Annotated in this window: 21 protein-coding genes and 1 riboswitch; of the genes, 15 read left to right on the plus strand and 6 right to left on the minus strand. The window is 55.7% G+C overall.

What is annotated here, in order from left to right; translation table 11 throughout:
- Positions 1-99: 99 nt before the first annotated feature.
- Positions 100-2202, minus strand: coding sequence for a filamentous hemagglutinin N-terminal domain-containing protein (locus tag A6U95_RS00530; RefSeq protein WP_083196280.1), 2103 nt, complete (start codon positions 2200-2202; stop codon positions 100-102).
- Between the two features lie 452 nt (positions 2203-2654).
- Positions 2655-3185, minus strand: a complete 531-nt coding sequence (gene smrB, locus A6U95_RS00535) for an endonuclease SmrB (protein WP_021806058.1) — start codon at positions 3183-3185, stop codon at positions 2655-2657.
- A gap of 182 nt (positions 3186-3367) precedes the next feature.
- Between smrB and prmB the strand changes: the two genes are divergently transcribed.
- From prmB to A6U95_RS00565, 6 genes are all read left to right on the plus strand, one after another.
- A complete protein-coding gene (gene prmB, locus A6U95_RS00540) occupies positions 3368-4300 on the plus strand; it encodes a 50S ribosomal protein L3 N(5)-glutamine methyltransferase (RefSeq protein ID WP_024529156.1) in 933 nt (310 codons plus the stop codon).
- Between the two features lie 84 nt (positions 4301-4384).
- Positions 4385-5470, plus strand: a complete 1086-nt coding sequence (aroC, locus tag A6U95_RS00545; protein ID WP_021806057.1) for a chorismate synthase — start codon at positions 4385-4387, stop codon at positions 5468-5470.
- Positions 5471-5479: 9 nt separating this feature from the next.
- Entirely contained in the window at positions 5480-6307 is an 828-nt protein-coding gene (gene mepA, locus A6U95_RS00550) for a penicillin-insensitive murein endopeptidase (protein WP_021806056.1), read from the plus strand.
- A gap of 103 nt (positions 6308-6410) precedes the next feature.
- A complete protein-coding gene (locus A6U95_RS00555) occupies positions 6411-7211 on the plus strand; it encodes a sulfite exporter TauE/SafE family protein (protein WP_065683047.1) in 801 nt (266 codons plus the stop codon).
- Positions 7212-7286: 75 nt separating this feature from the next.
- On the plus strand, positions 7287-7832 hold the full coding sequence (locus A6U95_RS00560) for an elongation factor P hydroxylase (protein ID WP_024529154.1): 546 nt from the start codon (positions 7287-7289) through the stop codon (positions 7830-7832).
- Positions 7833-7864: 32 nt separating this feature from the next.
- The gene (locus tag A6U95_RS00565; protein WP_065683048.1) at positions 7865-8146 is read left to right on the plus strand and encodes a YfcL family protein; all 282 of its coding nucleotides are present in this window, start codon (positions 7865-7867) and stop codon (positions 8144-8146) included.
- A gap of 42 nt (positions 8147-8188) precedes the next feature.
- On the opposite strand, the gene mnmC is transcribed toward A6U95_RS00565, so the two are convergent.
- On the minus strand, positions 8189-10210 hold the full coding sequence (mnmC, locus tag A6U95_RS00570) for a bifunctional tRNA (5-methylaminomethyl-2-thiouridine)(34)-methyltransferase MnmD/FAD-dependent 5-carboxymethylaminomethyl-2-thiouridine(34) oxidoreductase MnmC (RefSeq protein WP_065683049.1): 2022 nt from the start codon (positions 10208-10210) through the stop codon (positions 8189-8191).
- A gap of 170 nt (positions 10211-10380) precedes the next feature.
- On the opposite strand from mnmC, the gene fabB reads away from it, so the two are divergent.
- The 7 genes from fabB (at position 10381) to A6U95_RS00605 (ending at position 19985) form a co-directional block, all read left to right on the plus strand.
- Positions 10381-11595, plus strand: a complete 1215-nt coding sequence (fabB, locus tag A6U95_RS00575) for a beta-ketoacyl-ACP synthase I (RefSeq protein WP_065683050.1) — start codon at positions 10381-10383, stop codon at positions 11593-11595.
- Between the two features lie 289 nt (positions 11596-11884).
- Positions 11885-12055, plus strand: a riboswitch (M-box (ykoK) riboswitch).
- A 59-nt stretch (positions 12056-12114) separates the two neighbouring features.
- Positions 12115-13125, plus strand: a complete 1011-nt coding sequence (locus A6U95_RS00580; protein ID WP_065683051.1) for a magnesium transporter — start codon at positions 12115-12117, stop codon at positions 13123-13125.
- Between the two features lie 191 nt (positions 13126-13316).
- Positions 13317-13745 (plus strand): hypothetical protein, encoded by a 429-nt coding sequence (locus tag A6U95_RS00585; protein ID WP_065683052.1) that lies wholly within the window; start codon positions 13317-13319, stop codon positions 13743-13745.
- Positions 13746-13815: 70 nt separating this feature from the next.
- The gene (locus A6U95_RS00590; protein ID WP_065683053.1) at positions 13816-14136 is read left to right on the plus strand and encodes a copper-binding protein; all 321 of its coding nucleotides are present in this window, start codon (positions 13816-13818) and stop codon (positions 14134-14136) included.
- A gap of 10 nt (positions 14137-14146) precedes the next feature.
- Complete coding sequence (locus tag A6U95_RS00595) at positions 14147-15406, plus strand: TolC family protein (protein ID WP_065683054.1); 1260 nt, start codon at positions 14147-14149, stop codon at positions 15404-15406.
- Positions 15403-16845, plus strand: coding sequence for an efflux RND transporter periplasmic adaptor subunit (locus tag A6U95_RS00600; RefSeq protein WP_065683055.1), 1443 nt, complete (start codon positions 15403-15405; stop codon positions 16843-16845). The genes A6U95_RS00595 and A6U95_RS00600 overlap by 4 nt, the downstream gene beginning before the upstream one ends.
- Positions 16842-19985, plus strand: a complete 3144-nt coding sequence (locus A6U95_RS00605; protein ID WP_065683056.1) for an efflux RND transporter permease subunit — start codon at positions 16842-16844, stop codon at positions 19983-19985. Before A6U95_RS00600 ends, A6U95_RS00605 begins: the two co-directional genes overlap by 4 nt.
- A gap of 210 nt (positions 19986-20195) precedes the next feature.
- Here the strand turns inward: A6U95_RS00605 and apbE are convergent, their stop codons facing one another.
- Positions 20196-21227: an FAD:protein FMN transferase ApbE gene (gene apbE / locus A6U95_RS00610; protein WP_065683057.1), complete on the minus strand. Its 1032-nt coding sequence runs from the start codon at positions 21225-21227 to the stop codon at positions 20196-20198.
- Positions 21228-21372: 145 nt separating this feature from the next.
- Here apbE and A6U95_RS00615 point away from each other — a divergent pair, with 145 nt between their 5' ends.
- Positions 21373-22488: an SLC13 family permease gene (locus A6U95_RS00615; protein ID WP_065683058.1), complete on the plus strand. Its 1116-nt coding sequence runs from the start codon at positions 21373-21375 to the stop codon at positions 22486-22488.
- On the opposite strand, the gene A6U95_RS00620 is transcribed toward A6U95_RS00615, so the two are convergent.
- Entirely contained in the window at positions 22457-23974 is a 1518-nt protein-coding gene (locus A6U95_RS00620) for a PLP-dependent aminotransferase family protein (RefSeq protein WP_065683059.1), read from the minus strand. The two genes, A6U95_RS00615 and A6U95_RS00620, sit on opposite strands and share 32 nt — an antisense overlap.
- A 26-nt stretch (positions 23975-24000) precedes the next feature.
- On the opposite strand from A6U95_RS00620, the gene A6U95_RS00625 reads away from it, so the two are divergent.
- Positions 24001-24453, plus strand: coding sequence for a rhodanese-like domain-containing protein (locus tag A6U95_RS00625; RefSeq protein WP_065683060.1), 453 nt, complete (start codon positions 24001-24003; stop codon positions 24451-24453).
- Here A6U95_RS00625 and flk read toward each other — a convergent pair.
- Positions 24450-25475, minus strand: a complete 1026-nt coding sequence (flk, locus tag A6U95_RS00630; protein WP_065683061.1) for a flagella biosynthesis regulator Flk — start codon at positions 25473-25475, stop codon at positions 24450-24452. The genes A6U95_RS00625 and flk overlap by 4 nt on opposite strands.
- Between the last annotated feature and the right edge of the window lie 164 nt (positions 25476-25639).

Raw genomic sequence — 25639 nt, forward strand, 5'->3', positions numbered from 1 at the left:
TGATAGCCATTGATAACATGGCTATCAGCTTGTTATTACCTATCTCGCGAGGCTAATAGACGTGATAGGGGTATTTATCGCCTCAGTATTGGCTCTGGATTAGTACTTGGTATGGATTTCTACAGTGTTGTCCGAAATCATTTTGCCGTAATTGCCGAATTTCCCGTCCGTATCGATCTTTATCTTGTTTTTGCCAGCCAAGGTCCCTTGATTATAGAAGCTGCCATCGACCTGCTGACCACCGGAAAGTGGGCCGCGCTTCATGTTGATCTCTAAAGTATCACCGGCCTCAATGTTTCCAGCGGTGCTGGCCGATGAGCCGTTATCTAAACGTGAGGCATTAACCACCAGATTTTCGCCAGCAATCATATTGCCATTGTGATTGCCAATGCTGGCCGCAGTCAGCGTGATGTTTTTATCGCTCCCAATATGCCCATGCTTATTGGCTATGAGATAGTTAGGGGTAATGGTGATATCACCCTGAGAAGCGATGACACCATACTCATTATTGAGTGATGAGCTCAAGTTTAGGCTCATGTCACCACCGCTGAATATACCGTATTCTTGGGTTGGATTGTGATAAGCACTATTAACCAGCCGGGCGGCTTCGATATTCAAGGCTTCCTGAGCCATGATTTTACCTGAGTTATTTTTAATCTCTGACGCTTTTATAGCGATGTTGCCTTCTGCCAGAATTTCACCCTGGGTGTTATTCAGCTCTGAGGATACGTTAATAACTACGTCATCCTTGGTTTGGATGAGGCCATATTGACTGCTTATCTTGTAGGCATTCAGAGTTACGCAGCAGTTGGCCTCAATAATCCCTCTGTCGTTGAAGAGAGTGTTAGCGGTATTAACAGTCACGCCACCAACATCTGATACAATTCTACCCACGTAGTTATTCACACCATACTTGGCGTCCAGGGTGACATCGTCCACGGCACTGATGATACCGCTGCTGTTCTTGATTGAGGCTCCTTTGGTGTTAATTGTGATACCCTTTCCAGCGCTGAGTTCACCACTATCATTATCGACCCCTACATTTGAAGATAAGGCGGCGGAACTGTCGATGTTGATATTGCCATCGGCCACCATGGTCCCCTTGATGTTTCTCACGTAAGAGCTTTTGATGTCAATATCACTGCCAGCTTCAAGATAACCACCTGGGCTGTTTATTACGTATGTATTGTTGTTACTAGGGGTTAATACCACCCTGATATCCTTTTGGGCAGAAATAGTCCCCTTATTGGTGAGTGAACCATTCATGTTCATGGTCACATCGCCAACGGAAGCGGCGAGGGTGCCAGCGTTGTTCACGCCCACGCCATTCCCGGTACCGATCAGCGTAATTTTGTTGGCGTACATGCCGCCCAGGTTGGAAACGTCAAGGCCTATGCCAGACTGACGAGCAGCAGAGAGCAGGGTGGCTTTGGTGTTGTCGACATTAACGCGGTTTTGGCCATAAGTGACCCGTAGATCCTGGGCCTGCACGTCAGCGTTAATGGCAACGGTGTGGGCAATTAAATCGGTATAGTTGGCGCTGGAACTCTGCAAGCCATCGCCAGTAATGGTAATTTTACCTTTGTTGACAACGTAATCGAGGACGCGGCCATTAGCCACCGAGGTCTTGCCCGTGGTCAAGGTCGCACGATTGGCGTTGATAAAACCGCAGCCGTTGCAGGTAATCCCCGATGGGTTGGCAATAATAACCTGTGCATTTTGGCCTGCGACCTCAATCAGACCGTTGAGTTGGCTGGCTTTAGCGGAGTTGACTTCATTGAGGATAACGTTGGCGGCACCGTTGGCTAAATTATTGTTGCCGTTAATGGCACCCGCCACCTGGGTCGTTGAATTTTGTGCGCTGTTATTTAGCACCACTCCACCACGGTCTACGTCAAACTGGTTATAGATATTGTGAGATACGCCCCCTCTGCCGGGCTTATTAATGTCGATAACCGTACCACCCTTGATGGAGCTGGCACCGAGCGATGGGCCACCTGGGGCGGAAACGATAGCGGCTTGGGCAACGGTTACTCCTTGTAAGGCCAGCAGGCTAAAGAAACAAATTGGCGAAAGTTTGGCAAAAAACGGTTTCTGTTTGTTTTTTAGGGTCATAATATTATTTCCTATAATATTTGAAATGCAAAGGCTATCAATATGGGTAGCCGAACTGGTGGAAAAAGGTTTTGCAACCGACTTCATTTCTGTCAACCATGAGGGAACATCCCCAAGTTGTGCAGGAGGTATATGCTATTATTTGATTAGCTCAAGTTGCTATATTTGCCATGTGGCTATTCGTAGTAGCTATTAACTGCGGATGACAATGTATACGCTTTATCTGCGTTTAACAAAATGCGCATTCTACTGACAATATTTCCCCTGTCTACTTTTTGGCGTTAATACAGGATCTTTCTCGTGAATTTTAAATCACATCAATGATTTTTGTTTTAAGTATATTTAAAACAAATGTTTTATTTGAAATTCAAGATTAAAAGCGTTTGGTGTATTTAAGGGGGTGTGGTATTGGGCAGAAAGCTTAAGTTTTTGCCAGGATGGGTAGGGGCTATTTCGTCAAGATCGTTCTCAACTCATGGCCCCCTGCTTGGAACCGTCACTGCGGATTATTTGGCACTGCTAAGTGCCATTTTATATCGCTATTCTGCTAGTTCGATCAACAGCAGTATTGCTGCGTTACCCCCCCATTCTTTGGGGGCCTGGTGGAACGCCAGCACGTCCGGATGTTGCGCCAACCAAAGCGGCGTTTGCTGCTTGAGGATGTGTTTGCCGTGGCCGTGCATCACGCAGGCACAATGCACGTGCTCACGCTTGCAGGCGGCGATCATCGCCCCGAGTTCCTGCTTGGCCTGCATCTGTGTCAAGCCATGCAAATCCAGGAACAGATCCGGCACGTAATCCCCGCGGCGCAGTTTCTTCAACTCATAGTGGCTGTAGCCGGGACGCACATAGCGCGTTGGGCCTTCATCTTCCAACTGCGGCTGAAACTCATCGGAAAAGTAAAAGCTGGCATCCACCTGCTCTTGCAACAGGCGCTGCGGCGCGATCTGTTTGGTTTTCATTTTAGGTTTTGGGTGGACGATGGTGTCCTGCGGCAGCTTCTTTGCTCCAGCTACCGACTCTCTAAAGAGCAATAATTCATCTTTGCTCAGAGGGGGCTTATTCTTCATTATTCGCTCGTCGCCTATCATTTATCGCGCTAGTTTACCTGCTCGAAGGTTTCTGTCGACGCAAAACTGGCACTGAATGCCAACCAGAATGCTGCTACGCTGCTATTGCTGCTGATTTGTCGCAGGCTTCATGGCAAACTACGGGGCTAAATCATGAATCATCGTGCCTGCCGGAGGGCAAATTGGACAAAATTTTCGTCGAAGAAGCAGTGAATGAACTGCACACCATTCAGGATATGCTGCGCTGGGCCGTAAGCCGTTTCAACGCCGCCAATATCTACTATGGCCACGGAACCGATAACCCGTGGGACGAAGCCGTGCAATTGGTCTTGCCCAGCCTGTTCCTGCCGTTGGATATTCCTGAAGATATGCGCACTGCGCGTTTGACCTCCAGCGAGCGTCACCGCATCGTTGAGCGAGTGATCCGCCGTGTCAACGAGCGCATCCCGGTTGCTTACCTGACCAATAAAGCCTGGTTCTGCGACCTGGAGTTCTATGTCGATGAGCGCGTGCTGGTACCGCGTTCACCGATTGGTGAGCTGATCAACGATCGTTTCAGCGCGCTGATCCCCCATCCGCCACGCCATATCCTGGATATGTGCACCGGCAGTGGCTGTATCGCTATCGCCTGTGGCTATGCCTTCCCGGAAGCGGAAGTGGATGCGGTAGATATCTCTACCGACGTGCTGGCCGTGACCGAGCGTAATATTCAGGCGCACGGCGTGGAACATCAGGTGATCCCGATCCGCTCCGATCTGTTCCGTGACGTCCCTGCGATCCAATACGATCTGATCGTCACCAACCCGCCGTATGTCGATGCGGAAGATATGTCCGATCTGCCGCAAGAGTTCCGCTTTGAGCCGGAACTGGGCCTGGCTGCTGGCAGCGACGGCCTGAAACTGGTGCGCCGCATTCTGGCCTGTGCGCCAGACTTCCTGAGCGATGACGGCGTGCTGATTTGTGAAGTGGGCAACAGCATGGTACATCTGATGGAACAATATCCGGATATTCCGTTCACCTGGCTGGAGTTTGATAACGGCGGGGACGGCGTCTTCATGCTGACGAAACAGCAGCTGATTGACTGCAAAGATCATTTCAGCCTCTACCGCAGCTAACCAACAACCTGGGCTCGCCATAGTGCGGGCCTGTATGCCCCGTTTGCACGCGAACGGGATGACAACCAACGGTAAGGAGCCGTGATGGCAGGGAACAGTATTGGGCAGTTTTTCCGCGTCACCACATTTGGTGAATCTCACGGTGTGGCGCTGGGATGTATCGTAGACGGTGTGCCGCCAGGTATTCCGCTGACAGAAGCTGATTTGCAGCACGATCTCGATCGTCGCCGCCCCGGCACTTCGCGCTATACCACCCAGCGCCGCGAGCCGGATCAGGTGCGTATCCTCTCCGGGGTTTTTGAAGGCGTCACCACTGGCACCAGCATCGGTCTGATGATCGAAAACACCGATCAGCGCTCGCAAGACTACGGCGCGATCAAAGATGTGTTCCGCCCTGGTCATGCCGATTACACCTACGAACAGAAGTACGGCGTGCGTGATTATCGCGGCGGTGGCCGTTCTTCGGCGCGTGAAACCGCGATGCGCGTTGCCGCCGGTGCCATCGCCAAAAAATATCTGGCGCAGAAGTTTGGCGTACAGGTGCGCGGCTATCTGGCGCAGATTGGCGATGTGAGCTGCGAGCTGAAAGATTGGGATCAGGTTGAACAGAACCCGTTCTTCTGCCCGGATCCGGACAAGCTGGAAGCCCTGGACGAACTGATGCGCGCGCTGAAAAAAGAGGGTGACTCCATCGGTGCCAAAGTGACCGTAGTGGCGGAAAACGTCCCGGTAGGGCTGGGCGAGCCGGTGTTCGATCGTCTGGATGCCGACTTGGCGCATGCGCTGATGAGCATCAATGCGGTCAAAGGCGTGGAAATCGGCGACGGTTTTGCCGTGGTCACCAAGCGTGGCAGCGAAAACCGCGATGAAATCACCCCTGAAGGTTTCCAGAGCAACCACGCTGGCGGCATTCTTGGTGGTATCAGCAGCGGTCAGCCGGTGATTGCCCATCTGGCGCTGAAGCCGACCTCCAGCATCATGGTGCCGGGCCGTACGATCAACCGTCAGGGTGAAGCGGTGGAAATGGTCACCCGTGGCCGCCACGATCCGTGCGTCGGGATCCGTGCGGTGCCGATCGCCGAAGCGATGATGGCTATCGTGCTGATGGATCATCTGCTGCGCCAGCGTGCGCAAAACGGTGATGTGATTTCCGACGTACCACGCTGGTAAGGGACTACGATGAAAAAATGGCTGCTGGGCTTCGCTGCGTTGATCGCTTCCAGCTCTGCCTTGGCGTTAACGCCATGGCAAAAGATTGACCACCCGGTCAGTGGTACTGCACAGGCCGTTGGCGGTTTCGCCAATGGTTGTATCATCGGGGCGCATCCGTTGCCGCTTAACTCACCGGATTATCAGGTGATGCGTACCGACCAGCGGCGTTACTTCGGCCATCCTGACCTGCTGGCGTTTATTCAGCGCCTGAGCAGCCAGGCCAACCAGAAAGCACTGGGCACGGTGTTGATCGGCGATATGGCAATGCCGGCCGGTGGGCGCTTCAGCAGCGGCCATGCCAGCCACCAATCCGGTTTGGACGTGGACATCTGGTTGCAGTTGCCGCGCCAACGTTGGAGCGCTCAGCAACTGTTGAAACCGCAGCCGATCGATCTGGTCTCTGGCGACGGTAAGCAAGTAGTGGATCGCCAGTGGCAGCCGCAAATCGAATCCTTGATCAAGATGGCGGCGCAGGACAGCGAAGTGACGCGGATCTTCGTTAACCCGGCGATCAAACAGCGTCTTTGCCAGGATGCCGGTGCCGATCGCGGTTGGTTGCATAAGGTTCGGCCTTGGTTTGGGCATCGTGCGCATATGCACGTACGCTTGCGTTGCCCGGCGGGTAGCCTGGAGTGTCTGGATCAGGATGCGCCGCCGGTGGGCGATGGCTGTGGTGCCGAGTTGGCCAGCTGGTTCAAACCGCATCAGCCGAATGCCAATCCGGTCAAGAAGGAGCCACCACCGCTGCCGCCAACCTGTCAGGCGCTGCTGGATAGCCACTTCGCCAACCGCTGATAGCCTGGAAAAAAACGCCTCGAATGGGGCGTTTATTTTTTGGGTTTTAAGGCGTAGTGTGTGCGGCAAACAAAGTGGCTCCACTTTTGCAGGCAGACGACTTATGGATGGGCTGGTATTAGGTCCCGAATTGCTCGGGATTCTGTTTTTGGTAGCAATGTTCGCCGGATTTATCGATTCGATCGCCGGTGGTGGTGGGCTGTTGACCGTACCGGCTCTGCTGGCCGTTGGCGTACCGCCAACGCAGGCACTGGCGACCAATAAATTGCAGTCGGTTGGGGGATCGTTTTCCGCCAGCCTGTACTTTGTCCGCCGTCGCGCTGTCGATCTTAATACCCAGAAGCTGACCATCTTCCTGACGCTGGTGGGATCAGTGATCGGCGCGATCCTGGTGCAGCACATGCGTGCCGATATACTGCGCCAGATGCTACCGCTGTTGGTGATCGGTATCGGCGTCTATTTCTTGCTGACGCCACGGTTGGGGGAAAACGATCGCCAGCGTCGGCTGGGGGCGTTACCCTTTGGCCTGGTAGCTGGGGGCTGCGTAGGGTTCTACGACGGTTTCTTCGGGCCGGGAGCCGGTTCGTTCTATGCTTTGGCCTATGTGACGCTGTGCGGTTTTAACCTGGCCAAGGCGACCGCCCATGCCAAGGTGCTGAACTTCACCTCCAATCTGGGCAGCCTGGTGCTGTTTATTATCGGCGGGCAAGTGATCTGGAGCATTGGTCTGGTGATGCTGGTAGGGCAGGTGTTCGGAGCCCGTCTTGGGGCGCACATGGTGCTGACCAAGGGCCAGAAGCTGATCCGGCCGATGATCGTGATAGTGTCTCTGATCATGAGCTGCAAACTGCTGTACGACAATCACGGTGCGGAAATCCAGCAGTGGTTGGCGTTGCATTTTTAACATTTCAAAGGGGCGGCAAACTGAGAGATATCGGCTATAATGGCCTCCTTAATTTTGTGGTTATTTGAGTTTTTTATGCCAAACACACACCAGTATCCGCAACTGATTGAAATCTTTAATCAGTGTTTTAGCGATGAGTTCAATACCCGCCTGGTCAAAGGCGACGATGAGCCTATCTATCTGCCTGCCGATGATGAGCTGCCTTATAATCGCATCGTCTTTGCACACGGCTACTATGCCAGCGGCATGCATGAAATCTCCCATTGGTGCATCGCCGGAGCAGAACGCCGCAAGCTGGTGGACTTCGGTTACTGGTATTGCCCGGATGGGCGCGATGCCCAGACGCAGAGTGAATTCGAGGCGGTCGAGATTAATCCGCAGGCGCTGGAGTGGATGTTCTGCGTGGCGGCCGGTTTCCCGTTCAACGTCAGCTGCGACAATCTCAGTGGAGATTGCGAGCCGGATCGCATCGGTTTTCAGCGTAAAGTCCGTACCCGAGTGCTGGAATTGCTGGAACGGGGAATACCCACACGACCTGCGCGCTTTATTCAGGCGCTGCAATCGTTTTACAATACGCCTCCGCTGGCGGCCGAGCATTTTCCCTACCCGGAAGATCTCTGAGGCCAGAGTCTGTTTGTTAACGAGGAAATTTGATGATCGCAGAATTTGAAGCGCGCATTCTGGCGCTGATTGATGACATGGTAGAGCACGCCAGCGATGATGAACTGTTTGCCGGTGGCTACCTGCGCGGTCATCTGACTTTGGCGGTGGCGGAATCGGAAGAACATGCCGAACACAGCGCCGAGCAGCTCAAGGTGCGGGTGCAGAACAGCCTGGACAAGGCCATCAAGGCCGGGGAGCTTTCCCCGCCGGATCAGATACTGGTGCTGGGCATGTGGGAAAACCTGTATCAGACAGCGTTGCCGACTGAGTAATTGCTTTAAAGGGGACAGCATTACGCTGGCCCCTCAAATGAACTATACCTCGCGTCCCTTCAGTAGCTTCCTGACCCACATGCGGTTTGGGTTTAACGCTGCCAACATCTCGCTATCCCCCGGTAAGGGTTCGCCAAACAGCTGAGCCGCTAAAATCTCCGCGGCCAACGGCGCCGAGCACAGGCCGCGTGAGCCTAAGGCTCCGATCATAAACAACCCTGGGTACATTGGCGCATCGGCAATTGCTTCACCGCGCTGGCGTTGCAGCTGTAAATCGCCATACAGCGCCAGAGTGGTTTGATAGTCTGGCACGGCACCGACCATCGGCATATGGTCTCGCGTAGCGCTGCGTACGCCACAGCGTGCTTGCTGGCCACTGATATCCACCTCTTGCGTCCAGTTCTGTTCTGGCAGACAGCGCAGCAGGCGATCGCGGTTCTCTTCTTGCTCTGCCTGGCTATATTCAGTGTTTGATTCACCGCGCTGGTAGCTGGCACCAATGCAGTGCTGCTGATTGTCAGGATTCACCGGCGTCAGATAACCGTCGTAACACAGTACCTGTTTTAGCTCACTTAAGATTGGCGTAGTGGGAATATGTGAAACCTGGCCGCGCACCGCATATGCCGGTAGTGCGGCGCTAGGTGCCAGAGTGGTGAGTTGGTGCCCGTTAGCCAGGATCACCGTCGCATGTTGGTGAGTTTCACCCCCAGCAAAATGCAGCTGCCAACCCTCATCATTGCGGTTCAGATCGGAAAGCGTATGCAGATAGTGGCAAACCAATCCCTGCCGTTGGGCCAGGGCAATCGCGGCACGTGTCAGGTCAGCAGGGCACAGCCAGCCCCCGAGCGAATAGTGAATGCCACCAAACCCCGTATCGATCCCACACAGGGCGCTAAGCGTAGCGCGATCGGCCTGTTGTGCCAGAGTATGCGGCCAGGCAACGGCCAGGATCTTGGCGATCTTCCCCGCGCTTTTCTCGTCATAGGCCAATTGGCTGACGCCACACCACTGGTGATCGAACTCAACCTGCTGTTGCAGCAGGGCGTCATACAGGCGGCGGGCAAAGGGGAAGGCGGCGGAGAAGAAGTTTTCCAACGCATCGCCCCGGCCATTCAGCAATGGGTACAGCGCCCCTTGGCGATTGCCGGATGCTCCCTCTGCGGGCTGCGCATCGGCGCAATACAAGGTAACCCTGGCCCCACGGCGCAATAAGGCCAATGCGGTGAGCGCACTGGCTACGCCGCCGCCAATAATGGCGACATCGTCGGTATTCTCCGCTGCCGGGCGCAGGAACCACGGGCTTGGATTGACGCTTGCCGGGGTGTCGGCGGGGAGCTGGCCGGTGAGCATCTCGCGTTTCTGGCCAAAGCCTTTGCGTTTGCTGACCTCAAACCCGGCCTGCTGCAATCCACGGCGGACAAACCCTGCGGCAGTGAAGGTGGCAAAGCTGCTGCCTGGGCGGGCAAAACGCGCCATGGTGGCAAACAGCGGTTCGCTCCACATATCAGGGTTTTTGGACGGCGCAAAGCCATCCAGGAACCAGGCGTCAATTTGATCGTTCATACTGGCGTCAAAGTGTGGCAACAGGGTATTGACGTCACCGAACCATAAATCGAGCGTGATCTGCCCTTCGGCAAGCAGCAGGCGGTGGCACCCTGGCAGCGGCAAAGGCCACTGGGCTCGAAGTTCATCGGCAAAGGGGGCCAGTTCTGGCCATTGGGCATGGGCTGCCGCCAGATCGTCCAACTGCAGCGGGTATTTCTCAAAGCTGATAAAATGCAGGCGCTGCAAACTTGCTGCTGGTGTCTCTTGCCGAAAATGGGCAAAGGCCTGCCACAGAGTCAGAAAATTCAGCCCGGTACCGAAGCCGGTTTCTGCCACAATAAACAATGAGCGTGGGTGATCGCTGAAGCGTTGTGGCAACCGGTTGCCCCCCAGAAAGACGTAGCGGGTTTCCTCCAGCCCATCCTGGTTGGAAAAATAGACGTCATCAAACTGTTTCGAAACAGGTGTACCTTGTTCATTCCAGCTTAACGCTGCGGTTTGGATGGGGGCATTGCTCACGGTAGGTTGCTCGTAATTCAAGGGATAAAGCGATTTTAACGGGGGTAGCCTCGAGGTGCAAACTGGGTAAAGATAATGCAAAATTATTCTGATCGGACTTGTTCGGCGTACATCTGTACGCTAAAGTGCGATGCAAAATCCCGAATGTAAATTGTGGAAGAGGTACTTGAATGAAACGTGCAGTGATTACTGGCTTGGGAATCGTCTCCAGCATTGGTAACAACCAGCAGGAGGTCCTGGCAAGTCTGCAGGAAGGCCGCTCTGGGATCACCTTCTCTCAGGAGCTGAAAGATTTCGGCATGCGTAGTCACGTATGGGGTGATGTTAAACTCGACACTACCGGTCTGATTGACCGTAAAGTGATGCGCTTTATGAGCGACGCGTCGGTTTACGCCTATCTCTCCATGGAACAAGCGATTCAAGATTCCGGCCTGGCAGCCGATCAGGTTTCCAACGATCGCACCGGTCTGGTGGTCGGTTCCGGTGGTGGTTCTCCACGTAACCAGGTGGCGGGTTCTGACGGTATGCGCGCCAAAGGCCTGCGTGGCGTTGGCCCATACATGGTGACCAAGGCGATGGCATCAGGCGTTTCTGCCTGCCTGGCAACCCCATTCAAAATTCGCGGCGTGAACTACTCCATCAGCTCTGCCTGCGCAACTTCAGCACACTGTATCGGCCACGCCGTTGAGCTGATCCAACTGGGTAAACAAGACGTCGTCTTTGCTGGCGGTGGTGAAGAGCTGTGCTGGGAAATGGCCTGCGAATTCGACGCTATGGGCGCGCTGTCTACCAGCTATAACGACACGCCAGAAAAAGCTTCCCGTACCTATGACGCAGCGCGTGACGGTTTCGTTATCGCAGGCGGCGGCGGCATGGTCGTGGTTGAGGAGTTGGAACATGCTCTGGCTCGCGGCGCACATATCTATGCGGAAATCATCGGTTACGGTGCCACTTCAGACGGTGCCGACATGGTGGCTCCATCGGGTGAAGGCGCGGTGCGTTGCATGAAGATGGCAATGCAGGGCGTAGACACCCCAATCGACTACATGAACGTACACGGCACCTCTACGCCGGTCGGCGACGTGAAAGAACTGGGCGCGATCCGTGAAGTCTTTGGCGATAACACCCCGGCTATTTCTTCAACCAAAGCCATGACCGGCCACTCACTGGGTGCGGCGGGCGTGCAGGAAGCGATTTATAGCCTGCTGATGGTCGAGCACGGCTTCATTGCGCCAAGCATCAACATCGATAACCTCGATGAGAAGGCGGCTGGCATGAACATCGTGACCGAGCCAACCAAGCGTGAGCTGACCACGGTCATGTCCAACAGCTTCGGTTTCGGCGGCACCAACGCCACGCTGGTAATGCGTAAACTGCAGAAGTAAGCGCAGGGCATCATATTATCAATCGGGCACCGTAATAAGTGCCCGATTTTTTTTGCGTTTTTAAAGCTATACCCTACATCAGTACGAATTAAGATTTCGCAGATCAAAAAAATGACAGCAGATAACTTAAACAGCGGGTGGTTTTTCGTTTAATTTAGCCGTAGCCTGAAAGGATAATAAATTAATCCGGTTATTTTTTGGCCCGAATAATAAATAACACCTCAACAAAATACCCCTTTTCCCGATACGAATAACCAAACCAGTCATAATGCCCACGCTTTATCTAGCTTTACGATCTCGTTATGGCGAGGCTCCTATACGAACACAAGTTACCGCTCTAATGGCATCGAGAGAGGCCACCAAGGGTAAAACAAGCATTAGCCGAATCAAGGCATTGCTAAGGTAACTTCCCCCTGGGGATACGTTGTATAGTGCTAAACCCAAGACGTGGGGATCGGCTTTCGCTGTCCTGTCTTGTCGCCTCTATGAGACTCCATCTTTCAATCGGGAGTATCTAGAATGTCACATGTTGTATTGCAAGACCTTTACCAAAACGCCAACTTTGAAGACGACGCCATCGCGCGTTATATGAACAAAAAAGTCTTTGTTCTGCATCAAGATCTTTACGTTGGCGAAGCCAGGAAAATATTCGTTAATCAACTGTCCAACGATGATATTCCCGCACAAATCTTTATTGAAGACGGCACCAAACTGGTGGGTGTACTTTCTGTTAAACGCTTATTGCAGGAAGAACATAATGGCGAGCGTATCAAGGATATGATGGAGACCACCTTCTTCCATGTAAAACCCACGGACGAACGTGAACATATCGCTAAACTGGTGGACAATAATAATTTAGATATTGTGGCGGTGGTCGATAATGGCCGTTTGGTTGGCTGCTTAACCGAGCGCGAAATAGCCCAAATTATCGAGGATGAAAACACCGAGGATGCCCATATGCAAGGGGCAAGCCTGCCGCTGGATAAGCCTTACCTTGAAATGACCTCCTTCGAACTGTGGAAAAAACGTAGCGTGTGGCTGCTGTTGCTGTTCGTCGCCGAGGCTTATACCAGCACGGTTATTCAGCATTTTGAAGAGTCATTGGAAGCGGCGATTGCCCTGGCCTTCTTTATCCCACTATTGGTGGGTACAGGTGGTAACAGCGGCACGCAAATCACCTCCACCATTGTGCGGGCTATGGCCTTGGGAGAGGTCCGCATGCGCGATGTGGGGCGCGTGCTACGCAAGGAAATGACGACCTCGATCATGATCGCGTTAACGTTGGCCTGTGCTGGCGCGTTCCGTGGTTGGATGATGGGGATCGGCTATGAGATTACGCTCATCGTGAGCTTGACCCTGGTTTGTATTACGCTGTGGGCCGCGATTGTCTCTTCCGTGATCCCAATGGCACTGAAACGCTTCGGTGTGGATCCTGCCGTAGTCTCCGCCCCGTTTATCACCACGCTGATAGACGGCACCGGCTTGATCATCTACTTCAAAATAGCCCAGTGGACCTTAGGGCTAAATTAATATGCAAACCGGCGAAAGCCGGTTTTTTGCTATGATTAGCGGGATTTTTAAGATGCGTAGTTGACTGAAATCAAAGCATTTCCAGTTTGCAGGATTGTTCCGAGTTGGCTTTGTCAGCGGGTGTAAATTCCGTTCCTGCGGCGGTTTTCTGCCGATATACTCAGCGCAGTTTCTTCATCTGGAATTTTTGCATGTCGGCTTTGGCGTCCATCTCAATATCTATGCATCGGTTGCGCTTCGCCAAGAAGCGGGCCGCAGCATGGCTATTGGCCGTCTGCTGGCTACTGCTCAACAGCCAACTGGCGATCGCCAGCCATCACTGTGACCTGCAACTCACCACCGTTGCGCCAGCCGCGCAGCATACGATGCATATGCAGGCCGCCGATCCGCTAGCAAATGAGATGATGCAGGCTGAAGGGCCGGTGTGTGAAAAGCACTGCGTTCCAGATTCGGCCCAGCAAGACCACGGTAATCTTGCCCTGGCGGCAGTAATACCTGCCAGCAGTGAGCTGTTGGTTGCCGCTCCTCAGCCCCAGGCACAGTTCTTACGCCTCGATTGGCAAACCCCTCCGATAGCAGGCCCACCGGCAGAGATCGTCTTCTGCCGCTTCCGTGAATAGCCAAACCAACCGCTTTGCCGTCCAGCACGGCGACCTGAGTTGTTTTTGTCTATTTTATGGAGCTATCGTTATGCGTAATCTGATCACTGCCGTTTTCATCTCTCTGATGTTCTCTTCATTTGTCTCCGCCGCGGAGATGCAACATCACCAACATGCCAGCCAAGACGCCGCCGTCTATCACTCTAAAGGGACCGTTAAGGCCTGGGGTGAGCAGAAAGTGTCGCTCGCCCATCCTGCCATCCCTGCCTTGAACTGGCCGCCGATGACCATGAATTTCCTTCAGCCCCAACCGCCGTTGCCTGCCTTGGTTGCCGGGACTGCGGTGGAGTTCAGCTTCCGTCAGGTTGACGGCGGCTATCAGCTGACCGCCATCAGCGCCAGCCAAGACTAACGGGGGCACCATGTCCAGACTACTTTCTCACCCATTGCGGGTGGGCTGGCTGCTGCTCGCCTGTTGGACGGCGAGTGCGCAGGCAACCGGCCTGACGTTGGAGCAATCGTTGGCGGCGGCGGAGCGCTATTCCGCCGAGCTTTCGGCCAACCAGCATCAGGTGAATGCGTTGCAAAACATGGCGGATTCGGCGATGGAACTGCCCGATCCCAAGCTGAAATTCGGCATTGAAAACGTGCCGGTACAAGGCAGTAGCGCCCGGCGCTTGACCCGTGACGGGATGACCATGGAGCGGGTTGGCATCATGCAGGATTATGTCAGCAGCACCAAACGCCAACGTAAGGCGGACACCCTACGGGCCGAGGCCAATAAAACCGAAGCCAGCAGTGCGACGATCCGCGCCCGCTTGCAGCAGCAGACGGCACAAGCCTGGTTGGAGTTGGCGTTGAGCCAGCAGACGCTGAAGGATGCTACGGCCTTGCTCAAGGAGAGTGAGCGTCAGATCGCCGCGCAACATGCCGGAGTAGCCAGTGGCAGTTCGCCCGCCGCTAACGTTATCGATGCTCGTTTGACGCTGTTGGCGATGCAGGATCGGCTTAGTGAGGCGCAGCGTGACGTCACCATCGCCCAGGCGCGCTTGACCCAGTTGACCGGGCAGCAGGTTGAGGGGATCGGTGGCCCGTTGCCACGCTTCGAGCGCCTGCCCGCCGAGAGCAACCTGTTAAGACAAGCGATCAAACAGCACCCGGAGGTAGTGCAGGCGAGCCGTGAGGCCGATGTGGCCAAGGCTCGATCGGCACAGTCCGAGGTGGCCGCCATTCCGGACGTTGGGATAGAGGTGTCGTATGGCAAACGGGCCGATGGCTATGAGGATATGGCGGGTGTGATGTTTACCGTCGATCTGCCCCTGTTCCGCTCACAGCGTCAGGATAAGGACTATGCCGCTGACGTTTCCCGCTCGATGGAAGCCAACGACCAACTGACATTATTGATCCGCGATCATCAGGCCCAGCTAGATACCCTGCTGGCGCAGTATCAGGCCGCGCAGGCGCAATGGCAGCGTCAGCAACAGCAGGCGATCCCGCTGCAGCAACAGCGTGTGGCACTGCAACTGGCGCAATACCGCAGTGGCAAAAGCGATCTCTCCTCGGTGTTGGAGGCGCGCCGGGCCTTGCTCGACAGCCGTCTTAGCGCCGGTAAGGCCGCGCGTGAATTGGCTCAGCTGTGGGCCGCCATCCGTTATCTCACCGTGCAGGAGGCAAAGTCATGAAAATGCGTTTTAGCCTGACGCTGTTAGCCGCCCTATTGGGCGGTGCTATGGGCGGCTATTGGCTTGCCGGGGAAAAAACCGCGGCGCAACCCGCCAGCGGCGGTGCCGAACGGCAGGTGCTGTACTGGTACGATCCGATGGTGCCAGGCCAGCGTTTTGATAAGCCGGGCAAATCGCCGTTTATGGATATGGAACTGGTGCCGCGCTATGCCGATGAGCAGCAGGATGATCGTGGTGTCACTATCAGCGCCCGCCAGCAGCAGAATCTGGGCGTCCGTACAACGGCAGCACAACTGCGTGAATTGAATTTGCAGCTTGATGCCTATGGCAGCGTTGCCACCGATGAGCGCGGCGTTCAGGTCATTGCCGCCCGGGCCAACGGGCTGATAGACAAACTCTATGTGCGTGCCAGCCAGCAGCAGGTAAAAAAAGGGCAAGCGTTAGCACAGCTATGGATCCCGGATTGGAGTGCTGCACAGCAGGAATACCTGGCGATCCGCAAACTGGGCGATAGCGCACTGACCTCTGCCGCCCGCCAGCGTCTGGCATTGCAGTTTATGCCTGAAGCCATCATTCGCCAGGTTGAACGCAGTGGCCAACCTCAGACCCGCATTACTATTACCGCCCCGGAGAGTGGGTTTATCAACAAGCTGGACGCACGGGAAGGGATGCAGGTCACCGCGACACAGGGACTGTTTGAGCTGGCCAGTCTCGATCCGGTGTGGATGGTGATTGATTACCCGCAGGCGCAGGCCGGGCTGTTACAGGTTGGCGATGCAGTGGCAGCCAGTTCCGCCAGTTGGCCGGGTGAACGCTTTACCGGGGAGGTTAGCGAGCTGCTGCCTAACGTCGATCCGCTTACCCGTACCTTTAAAGCGCGTATCGTGCTGAAAAATCCCCAACAGCGCCTGAAACCGGGCATGTATTTGCAGGTGCAACTGGCCCAAAACGCCGGAGCCAAGCCAGTGCTGGCTATCCCGCAGGAGGCGCTGATCGGCAGTGGCGATCGCAACCGGGTGCTGGTGGCGGAAGGGAACGGCCACTTTGCTCCGGTTGACGTGGTCGCCGGCCTGGCACAGGACGGCTGGGTAGAAATTAAACAGGGTCTGCAAGCTGGGCAACAGGTGGTCACCTCGGGCCAGTTCCTGATTGATTCCGAAGCCAGCATGCGCAGCGCCTTGCCACAAATGGCCGCGCAGGAGGGGGTAAAACAGTATCAGACGCTAGGTGTGGTAGAGGCGGTGGATAATGATACCGTCACGCTGTCGCACGATCCGGTCGCAGAGTTGCAATGGCCCGCGATGACCATGGATTTCACCCTGCCTGCGGGTGGCTTACCCACCGGGATTGGTATCGGCAGCAAGGTGATGTTCCACTTTAGCGTGGATGAAAACGGCTCGCACATTAGCCAGATCATGCCGCAAGGGGGCCACCAATGATCGCCTCCGTGATCCGCTGGTCGATACGCAATCGCCTGTTGGTATTACTGGCTTCGATACTGCTGGCCGGGTGGGGCGTATGGGCGTTGCAGAAGGCACCGCTGGATGCGCTGCCCGATCTCTCTGACGTGCAGGTGATCGTCCGGGCGACCTATCCGGGCAAAGCGCCGCAGGTGATTGAAGATCAGGTGACCTACCCGCTGACCACCACCATGCTGACGGTGCCAGGAGCCAGCACGGTGCGGGGCTTCTCGATGTTCGGCGATGCCTACGTCTACATTCTGTTTGAAGACGGTACCGATCCTTACTGGGCGCGTTCGCGGGTGTTGGAGTCACTCAGCCAGGTGCAGTCCTCGTTGCCGCCGCAGGTCAAAGTGGCGCTGGGGCCGGATGCTACCGGCGTTGGTTGGGTTTATGAGTATGCGCTGGTCGATCGTACCGGTAAACACAGCCTGGCAGATCTGCGTGCTTTGCAGGACTGGACGCTCAAGTTCGAACTGAAAACCGTGCCTAACGTCGCGGAAGTGGCCAGCGTTGGCGGCATGGTGCGGCAATATCAGGTGATATTAAATCCGCAAAGTATGCGGGCGCTGAATATTACCCATCAGCAGGTGGTGAGCGCCATTCAGGATGCCAACCAGGAAGGCGGCGGCGCGCTGCTGGAGATGGGGGAGGCTGAGTATATGGTACGCACTTCCGGCTACCTGAAAAAACTGGCCGACTTTAATAACGTGGTGATCACCGCCCGTGACGGTGTGCCGATCCTGTTGTCACAAGTGGCAGAATTACGTGAGGGGCCGGAAATCCGCCGTGGCGTGGCAGAACTCAACGGTGAAGGTGAAGTGGCGGGCGGTATTGTGGTGATGCGCTATGGTAAGAATGCGCTGGAAACCATTAATGCGCTGAAGGCCAAGCTGCAACAGCTTCAGCACACCCTGCCGCCGGGCGTGGAGATCGTGCCGGTTTATGATCGATCGCAACTGATCGAAAACGCGATCGATACGCTGTCATTCAAGCTGTTGGAAGAGTTCCTGGTGGTCGCGGTGGTGTGCGCTTTATTCCTGTCCCACTTCCGTTCGGCACTGGTGGCGATGGTGACTCTGCCGCTGGGGATCCTGGGTGCCTTTGTGGTGATGCATTACCAGGGCGTTAATGCCAACATCATGTCGCTGGGGGGGATCGCCATTGCCATCGGCGCGATGGTGGATGCGGCGATTGTGATGATCGAAAACATGCACAAAGTGCTGGAGCAGTGGCGGCAACGCCATCCCGGCCAGCAGCCCACCTCAAAAGATTACTGGCACATCTCAGAGCAGGCGGCGGTGGAGGTTGGCCCGGCGCTGTTCTGTAGTCTGTTGATCATCACCCTGTCGTTTATCCCGGTGTTTTCGCTACAGGCGCAGGAAGGGCGGATGTTTGCGCCATTGGCGTTCACCAAAACCTATGCAATGGCGGTATCCGCCGGACTGGGTATCACGCTGGTACCGGTGCTGATGGGCTATTTTATCCGGGGCCGCATTCCGGACGAACATGCCAATCCGATCAATCGCGCCTTGATCCGCATGTATCAGCCGTTGCTGGCGGCGGTGCTGGCGCGGCCTAAAACCACCCTGGGGATTTCCGCTCTGCTGTTGGTGCTAACCTTATTCCCACTCAGCCGCCTGGGCAGCGAGTTTATGCCACCATTGGACGAAGGGGATCTGCTGTATATGCCTTCGACCCTGCCGGGGATATCGGCCCGTGAGGCGGCACGGCTGCTGCAATTGACCGACAGGTTGATCAAAACCGTGCCGGAAGTGGACACGGTCTTTGGCAAGGCCGGGCGGGCGGAGACGGCAACCGATCCGGCTCCACTAACCATGTTGGAAACCACCATTCGCTTTAAGCCCCGCGACCAGTGGTGGCCCGGTATGACGATGGACAAGCTGGTGGCTGAACTGGACAGCGTGGTCAAGGTGCCCGGCATTGCCAACGTCTGGGTGCCGCCGATCCGTAACCGTCTGGATATGCTGGCGACCGGCATCAAAAGCCCGGTAGGCATCAAGGTCAACGGCAGCAATATTGCCGATATTGAGCAGGCGGCCAGCCAGATTGAGCAGGTGGTGAAGCAGGTTCCTGGTGTGACTTCCGCGCTGGCGGAACGCCTGGCTGGAGGGCGCTATGTGGATATCGATATCGATCGCCAGCGTGCGGCGCGTTACGGCGTTTCGGTGAAAGAGCTGCAATCGGTGGTTGCTACGCTGGTGGGTGGGGAAAACATCGCTGAAACCATTGAAGGTCGCGCACGTTATCCGATCAACGTCCGTTACCCAAGGGAGATCCGTGATTCGCTGCAAAAGCTGCGTGAATTGCCGGTGGTGACGGCGACCGGTGGGCAAGTACCTTTGGCAGAACTGGCGGATATTCGCATCACCGAGGGGCCACCAATGCTGAAAAGCGAGAATGCCCGGCTTTCCGATTGGATCTATGTCGATCTGCGCGGGCGCGATTTGAAATCGGCGGTGGAAGAGATGCAGCAGGTGGTGGCACAGCAGGTGAAGCTGCCAGCCGGGGTTTCCCTCAGTTGGTCCGGGCAGTTTGAGTATCTGGAACGCGCCAGCGCTCAGTTGAAGATTGTGCTGCCGGTAACGCTGGCGATCATCTTTGTGCTGCTGTTTGTCACCTTCAACAGCGTGAGCGACGCGCTGCTGATCATGGCGACGCTGCCGTTTGCGCTGATAGGTGGGGTCTGGCTGCTGTATCTGCTCGATTACAACCTGTCGGTGGCGGGGGCGGTGGGCTTTATTGCGCTTGCCGGGGTGGCGGCGGAGTTTGGTGTGATTATGGTGCTGTACCTTAATCAGGCGTTGGCGAAACATCGTCAGCCCGGCCAGCCGTTGAGTCATCAGCAACTGATGGCGGCGATTAGCGAAGGGGCGGTGTTGCGCGTCAGGCCGAAGGTAATGACGGTGGCGACCATTATGGCTGGTTTACTACCGATTATGTGGGGCGGCGGTGCTGGCTCAGAGGTGATGCAGCGGATTGCCGCACCGATGATTGGCGGTATGGTGAGTGCGCCATTGCTATCGATGCTGGTGATCCCGGCGGTGTATTCGCTGCTGCACCGCAAGGATGAAAAACCTGGTGAGAAAGTGGAGTAATCGGCCCCTCACCCTAACCCTCTCCCACAGGGAGAGGGAGCTGGCACGGTGTTGTGGCAAGGTGCCGTGATCAATCTGTTAGCTGGGTAAAAGGCAGTTGATTTAGTGCCATGGTCAGGTAAGTTGCTGTAACGAATAGCGAACTCGAACGGTTCCCTCTCCCTGTGGGAGAGGGTTAGGGGGAGGGGACAACACGTGAGCCAAAACTCTTTACTGCACCAAAAAAGCCTTAAACTGCGGCGTCATCACCGCGCTGAAACCGTCATCGGTTTTGCTGATCAGATACACCGCCAGTCCTTTCTCTTCGGCCAGTTTCAGTGCTTTTTCCGTGCCCAGCACCATCAACCCGGTATCCCAACCATCGGCTTCCAACGCCGTAGGGGCAATCACCGTGACGGAAACCAGCTTATGGGTGATAGGCTGCCCGGTGACGGGATCGATCACATGGGAATAGCGCTGACCGTCCTGCTCGAAATAGTTGCGGTAACTCCCCGCAGTGCTGATGCCGTAGCCTTGCAAATCCACCAGCGCCTGTACCGCATTTTCCCGGTCGGTGGGCTTTTGGATTGCCACCCTCCAAGGCTTGTTCTGGCCATTCACGCCGCGTGATGAAACGGCTCCGCCCACCGAGACCAGATAGTTGGTGATGCCTTTGCGCGCCATTAACTGGACCAACTGATCCACCCCGTAACCTTCGCCCAGCGTAGAGAGATCGACATACATTTCCGGCAGATCTTTTTGTAGCCATTCACCCCGGCTGTCGCTGAGTAATTTCAGATGCTGTAGGCCAATATGCTGGCGGGCTGCATCAATCTGCTGCTGGCTGGGGACTTTGACGGCCCGTTTATCTGGGCCGAAACCCCACAGGTTAACCAACGGGCCGACGGTGATATCCATCGCGCCCCCGGTATCACGGCCAATGCGCTGAGCGGTGAGGATGATATCGGCCATTCCACGGGGGATGGGCTGCGGCTCGGCAGTGGTGTTCTGGTTGAAGCGGGATAACACCGAATCGGGGCGGTAAGTGGAAATATCGTCGTTGGCTTGTTCCAGCAGCGCATCGATCTCCTGCTGCAATTGTTGTTTGCTCTCGGTGACAGTGCCGCTGACCTTGACGCTATAGAACGTCCCCATGGTTTTGCCTTCGATGTCGATCTGGGGACGGGTGTTGGCATCGTTACAGGCGGCTAGCAGCATCAGCGCCACGCTGAGCAGCAGCCTTTTGGCAATGGAATTGGCCATAGAAAATCCTAAAAGCAGGGAAAGACGACGGGTATAAAACAAAATACGATAAATGGAAAGGGCAACGTGCTTTTTTACTGGCGTAATTCAAGAGCTTCGGCTAACGTCGTTTTCCAGTCTTCGCTTGAAAAATAAGAGTAAATCCATGAGTTCAAATGCGGTGACCAGTTTGTTGAGGCCATTTTTGCATGACCGCTTCCTGCATGCGTTGCTGCTGATGGGGATGCTGCTGTACGCCATTGGGCCACAGCCGCTGAGGGCACTCTCTGGCTTTATCGATTGGCGCACCATTATGACCCTGCTGGGGTTGATGCTGCTGACCAAAGGCGTTGAGGTTAGCGGCTATTTCGATTTTATCGGCCGCCAGATCGTGAACACCCTGCAAAGTGAACGCTCACTGGCACTGTTTCTGGTGTGTGCCGCTGCGGTGCTGTCGTCGTTTCTCACCAACGATGTGGCGCTGTTTATCGTGATCCCGTTGACCATTACGCTGAAAAAGCTCTCTTCACTGCCGATAAGCCGCCTGATCATCTTCCAGGCACTGGCGGTTAACGCCGGGTCGTTGCTGACGCCGATTGGCAATCCGCAAAATATTTTGCTGTGGAGCAAGTCTTCGCTGACCTTTATGGAGTTTATCGGGCGCATGGCACCTTTCGGCATTATCATGATGCTGAGCCTGCTGGTGGTCACCTGGTTCAGTTTCCCGGCGCGGAAAATTGTTAAGGCCCCGAACACCCAACCCTATCCTTATCAAATGCGCCTGTTACTGGCCAGTGTTGCGCTATATGTGGCCTTTCTGATCTGCCTGGATTTGGACGTGCCGTTGTATGGCATGTTACTGGTGTTTGCCGGTTTTCTGCTGTTGGCTCGCCAGGTGCTGCTGCAGATCGACTGGAGCCTGATCTTCGTATTTCTCGCCATGTTTATCAATATTGGCTTGCTGACCCAACTGCCAGCACTGCAGCCGCAGTTTGACCAGATTGCCTCGCTGGCGGATGGCAGCGTGTATGCGTTGGGGATCGCCTTATCCCAAGTGATCAGCAACGTTCCGGCGACCATTTTGTTGCTGAACTATGTGCCGTCCAGCGCCTTGGTGGCCTATGCGGTAAACGCCGGGGGATTTGGCCTGGCGATCGGATCTCTGGCGAACCTGATCGCCCTGCGGATGGCGGGGGAACGCCAGATCTGGTTGCGGTTCCATTACTATTCGATCCCCTTCCTGGCTTGGGCTACTCTGGTAGGTTGGCTGTTACTGGGTTAATTCGCCGCAACCGTTCCACGGCCAAGGTTATCTCCCCTGGTGTGAGGGCAGAGAACCCCAATAACCAGCCGTCGCGTCTGGAGCTGGCGTTCTGATACTGCGTGGACAGGCCGGGGGTAATGACGCCTAGCTGTTGCGCCTGTCGGGTCAGTTCTGCCTCTTGGCCCCTCGGTAGCCAAACGCCGAGCTGTAGCCCGCCGCCCGCGTGCTGTGGCGTGGCAAAATGCCCCAGGTGCTGTGCTAACTGCGTCAGTAGCCAATCACGGCGGCTGCGATAGAGTTGGCGCATGTAGCGGATGTGGGCAGCAAAATGCCCTTGCAGAATAAACTCTGCCGTGACGGCCTGCGCCAACTGAGCGCAATGGCCGTCATAGACCGAACGTGCGGTGGTAAACGCCGTCACCAGCGCGGGGGGCACAATCAGATAGGCTAGCCGTAGCGAAGGGAACAGCGCTTTGGAGAAAGTGCCGACATACAGCACCGTGCCGTGGCGATCCAGACCCTGCATGGCGGGCATTGGTTGGCCGTCATAGTGAAACTCGCTGTCGTAGTCATCCTCAATAATCCAACTTTGCGATTGCCGCGCCTGTTCCAATAGGGCCAATCGCCGTTCCAGGCTGAGTGCCACGCCGGTGGGGTACTGATGCGAAGGCGTCAGATAGATCAGGCGAGGGGGAGGTAACGAACCGTCTGGCTGCAGCCCTGCCTCATCCACTGCCACCGGTACCAAATTAGCTCCCGCGCTGGTAAATGCGTTCTTGGCCCCGTTGTAACCAGGCTCCTCGACCCACACCACATCTCCGTTATCGATCAGCAAGGTGGCAATCAACTGCAATGCCTGTTGGGAACTGGTCAGTACGATCACCTGTTCCGCGTCGCAGTTCACGCCGCGGGTTTGGCTGACGTAACCGGCAATGGCTTCACGCAGCGGCAAGTAGCCATGGGGATCGCCATAACGCAGCAGTTTTTCCCCTTGTAGCCTTAACCGTTGGGCCGTGAGCTGTTGCCACAGCTTCAGTGGGAAGGCGCGCAGATCCGGTGAACCGGCAGCAAACGGCAGTGGCTGCTGTGGATCGCGGCAGCCCCCGGTTTGCACAATCGCCAAACCGCGCTGTGAAAGCCGCAGTTGGCCGCTGGATTTGCGTATTGGCGCAGGCTTGGCGATCTGGATAGCGACAGAGGTGCCTTGGCCCACCCGACGATGTAGATATCCCTCGGCTTCCAGCTGCGCATAGGCGGCTTCGGCGGTAACCCGTGAGACGCCCAGATCGGCCGCCAGAACCCGCGAGGAAGGTAGCCGCTGGCCCGCGCTTAACGTGCCGCTATGGATCGCCGTGCGTAGCGTATTACACACTCGCTCACGTAGCGTGCCCTTAGCGTTATCCGCCTGTTGAAATAGCGTCAGCAATACCTGAGACATAATCGGTCTTATTACCTTGGAAAAATGGGTCTCAACCATAAGACCAAAATCAGGCACTATTGTCATCAACCTTAAGGCACTGGAGTTGCACTATGAACGTCTCTTCACTGGTATTGGCTTTTCCCCCGACAGCGGTAGCACAAAGCCTGGATTATCTGGCGGCTAAGCTCAGCTTTTACGCCGACTCGGCGGATGTGGCGGAAGATTTGCGCAATGGCGTCAGCGAGATTGTGGTGATCGATACCCGTGCCAGCGTGCTTTACTCCGCCGGGCATATTCCTGGAGCGCTGAGCTTTCCCCACCGCTTAATGGATGAAAGCAGCACCTCATCTCTCGATCGTGACAAGGTCTATGTCACCTACTGCGACGGTATCGGCTGTAACGGTTCCACCCAGGGGGCATACAAGTTGGCCAAGCTCGGTTTTCGGGTCAAAGAGCTGATTGGCGGGCTGGATTTCTGGCTACGCGATGGCCATCCGGTGGCCATCGGTGTTGAGCAGGGGACAATGCAGGGGCGGGATAAAGCGCCGGAGTGCGGCTGTTAAAACAGCGCCCAAACGACCAATGCCAATACGATAACGCCGACAACCAGCGCCAAAGGCTTACTGAACACCGACTGTAAAGGCTGCGGCAGGGCGGCGATTAGCGGGTTAAGCAATGGTTGCGGCTGTTGAACGTCACTGTGTAACGACGGAGCGTGGCCAGCCTTGTCCAGACGGCGGGTAAACAACTGCTGGATCACGTCGTTTAGCTGCGCGTGGGTCAACGGCGTATTCAGGTTGCCGTTAAAGCGGCTCTGGCAATAGTCATTGAGCTGTTGCTGCTCCTGCTGGTCTGCTGGCTGTTTCAATACCGCCAGCAGGTTTTGCAGCGTCGGCGCCGTTTGTGGGCTGAGCGCCAATTTCACCTGCATGAACTGACTGAGCAGTTGGAAGTGGCGTGCGGGCAACGGATCGTTGATTTTTACCCCGACCAGATCGAACAGTGCCTGCCAGAGTTTGGCCGTTGTCTCACCGGTGGCCGCGCTGAGCTTGGTGACCTGCAGCTGCAAGTGCTGATGTTCCGCAGGCAGCAGCGAACGATCGCTGGTGGCCGTTTGTTGCGGGTGAGGGATTGTCAGTTCGCCGGTTTGCAGCAGATTCAACACTTGCTGGAGCTGTGGGTGGCTCAACTGGCTTAACACCGTATGCCCAAACTGCTGGCGGATAAAGTCGCTGACCGCCTGGCGGTTATTGCCTTGTGGCAACAGTTCGGTGAGCTGTTGCAGCAGTTGGCGGCTGGCATGGCTCTGTTGTGCCACGGCAAGGCGGTTTTGCAGTAGCTGCTCTGCCGGTTGGAAATGGCGCGCCAACAGTTCGCTGTGGTTGTCCGCCCCTAATTCATGACGCAGCGTGGCCCAGATCTCGGCGGATTTGGCCGGGCTGAGGGCCATGATCTTGACGATCAGTTTTTCCAACTGGGTGCGTTGGGCCGGGGAGAGCGGTTGATCGTCGGCAGGGGGTTTTTTGCCTGCGGTCGGAGGGTGATCGGCTGCGCCAGGAGCGCCAGGTCCACTTAATGGTTGCATATCACCAGTCCTTCGCAGTGTATAAAGTCGACATACCCGGCGAAAAGCACAGGCTTAATCGCTTATGATACCTGTAATTTCGTGCCATCAATACCGCCGCCAGACATTTCTTTACAGGCCAATCGTTGCTTATCCTATTTGCGCCGCTAAGATAGGCGCAGATA

The sequence above is a fragment of the Serratia sp. 14-2641 genome, assembly GCF_001692375.1.
In the GTDB taxonomy this organism is placed as follows: domain Bacteria; phylum Pseudomonadota; class Gammaproteobacteria; order Enterobacterales; family Enterobacteriaceae; genus Chania; species Chania fonticola_C.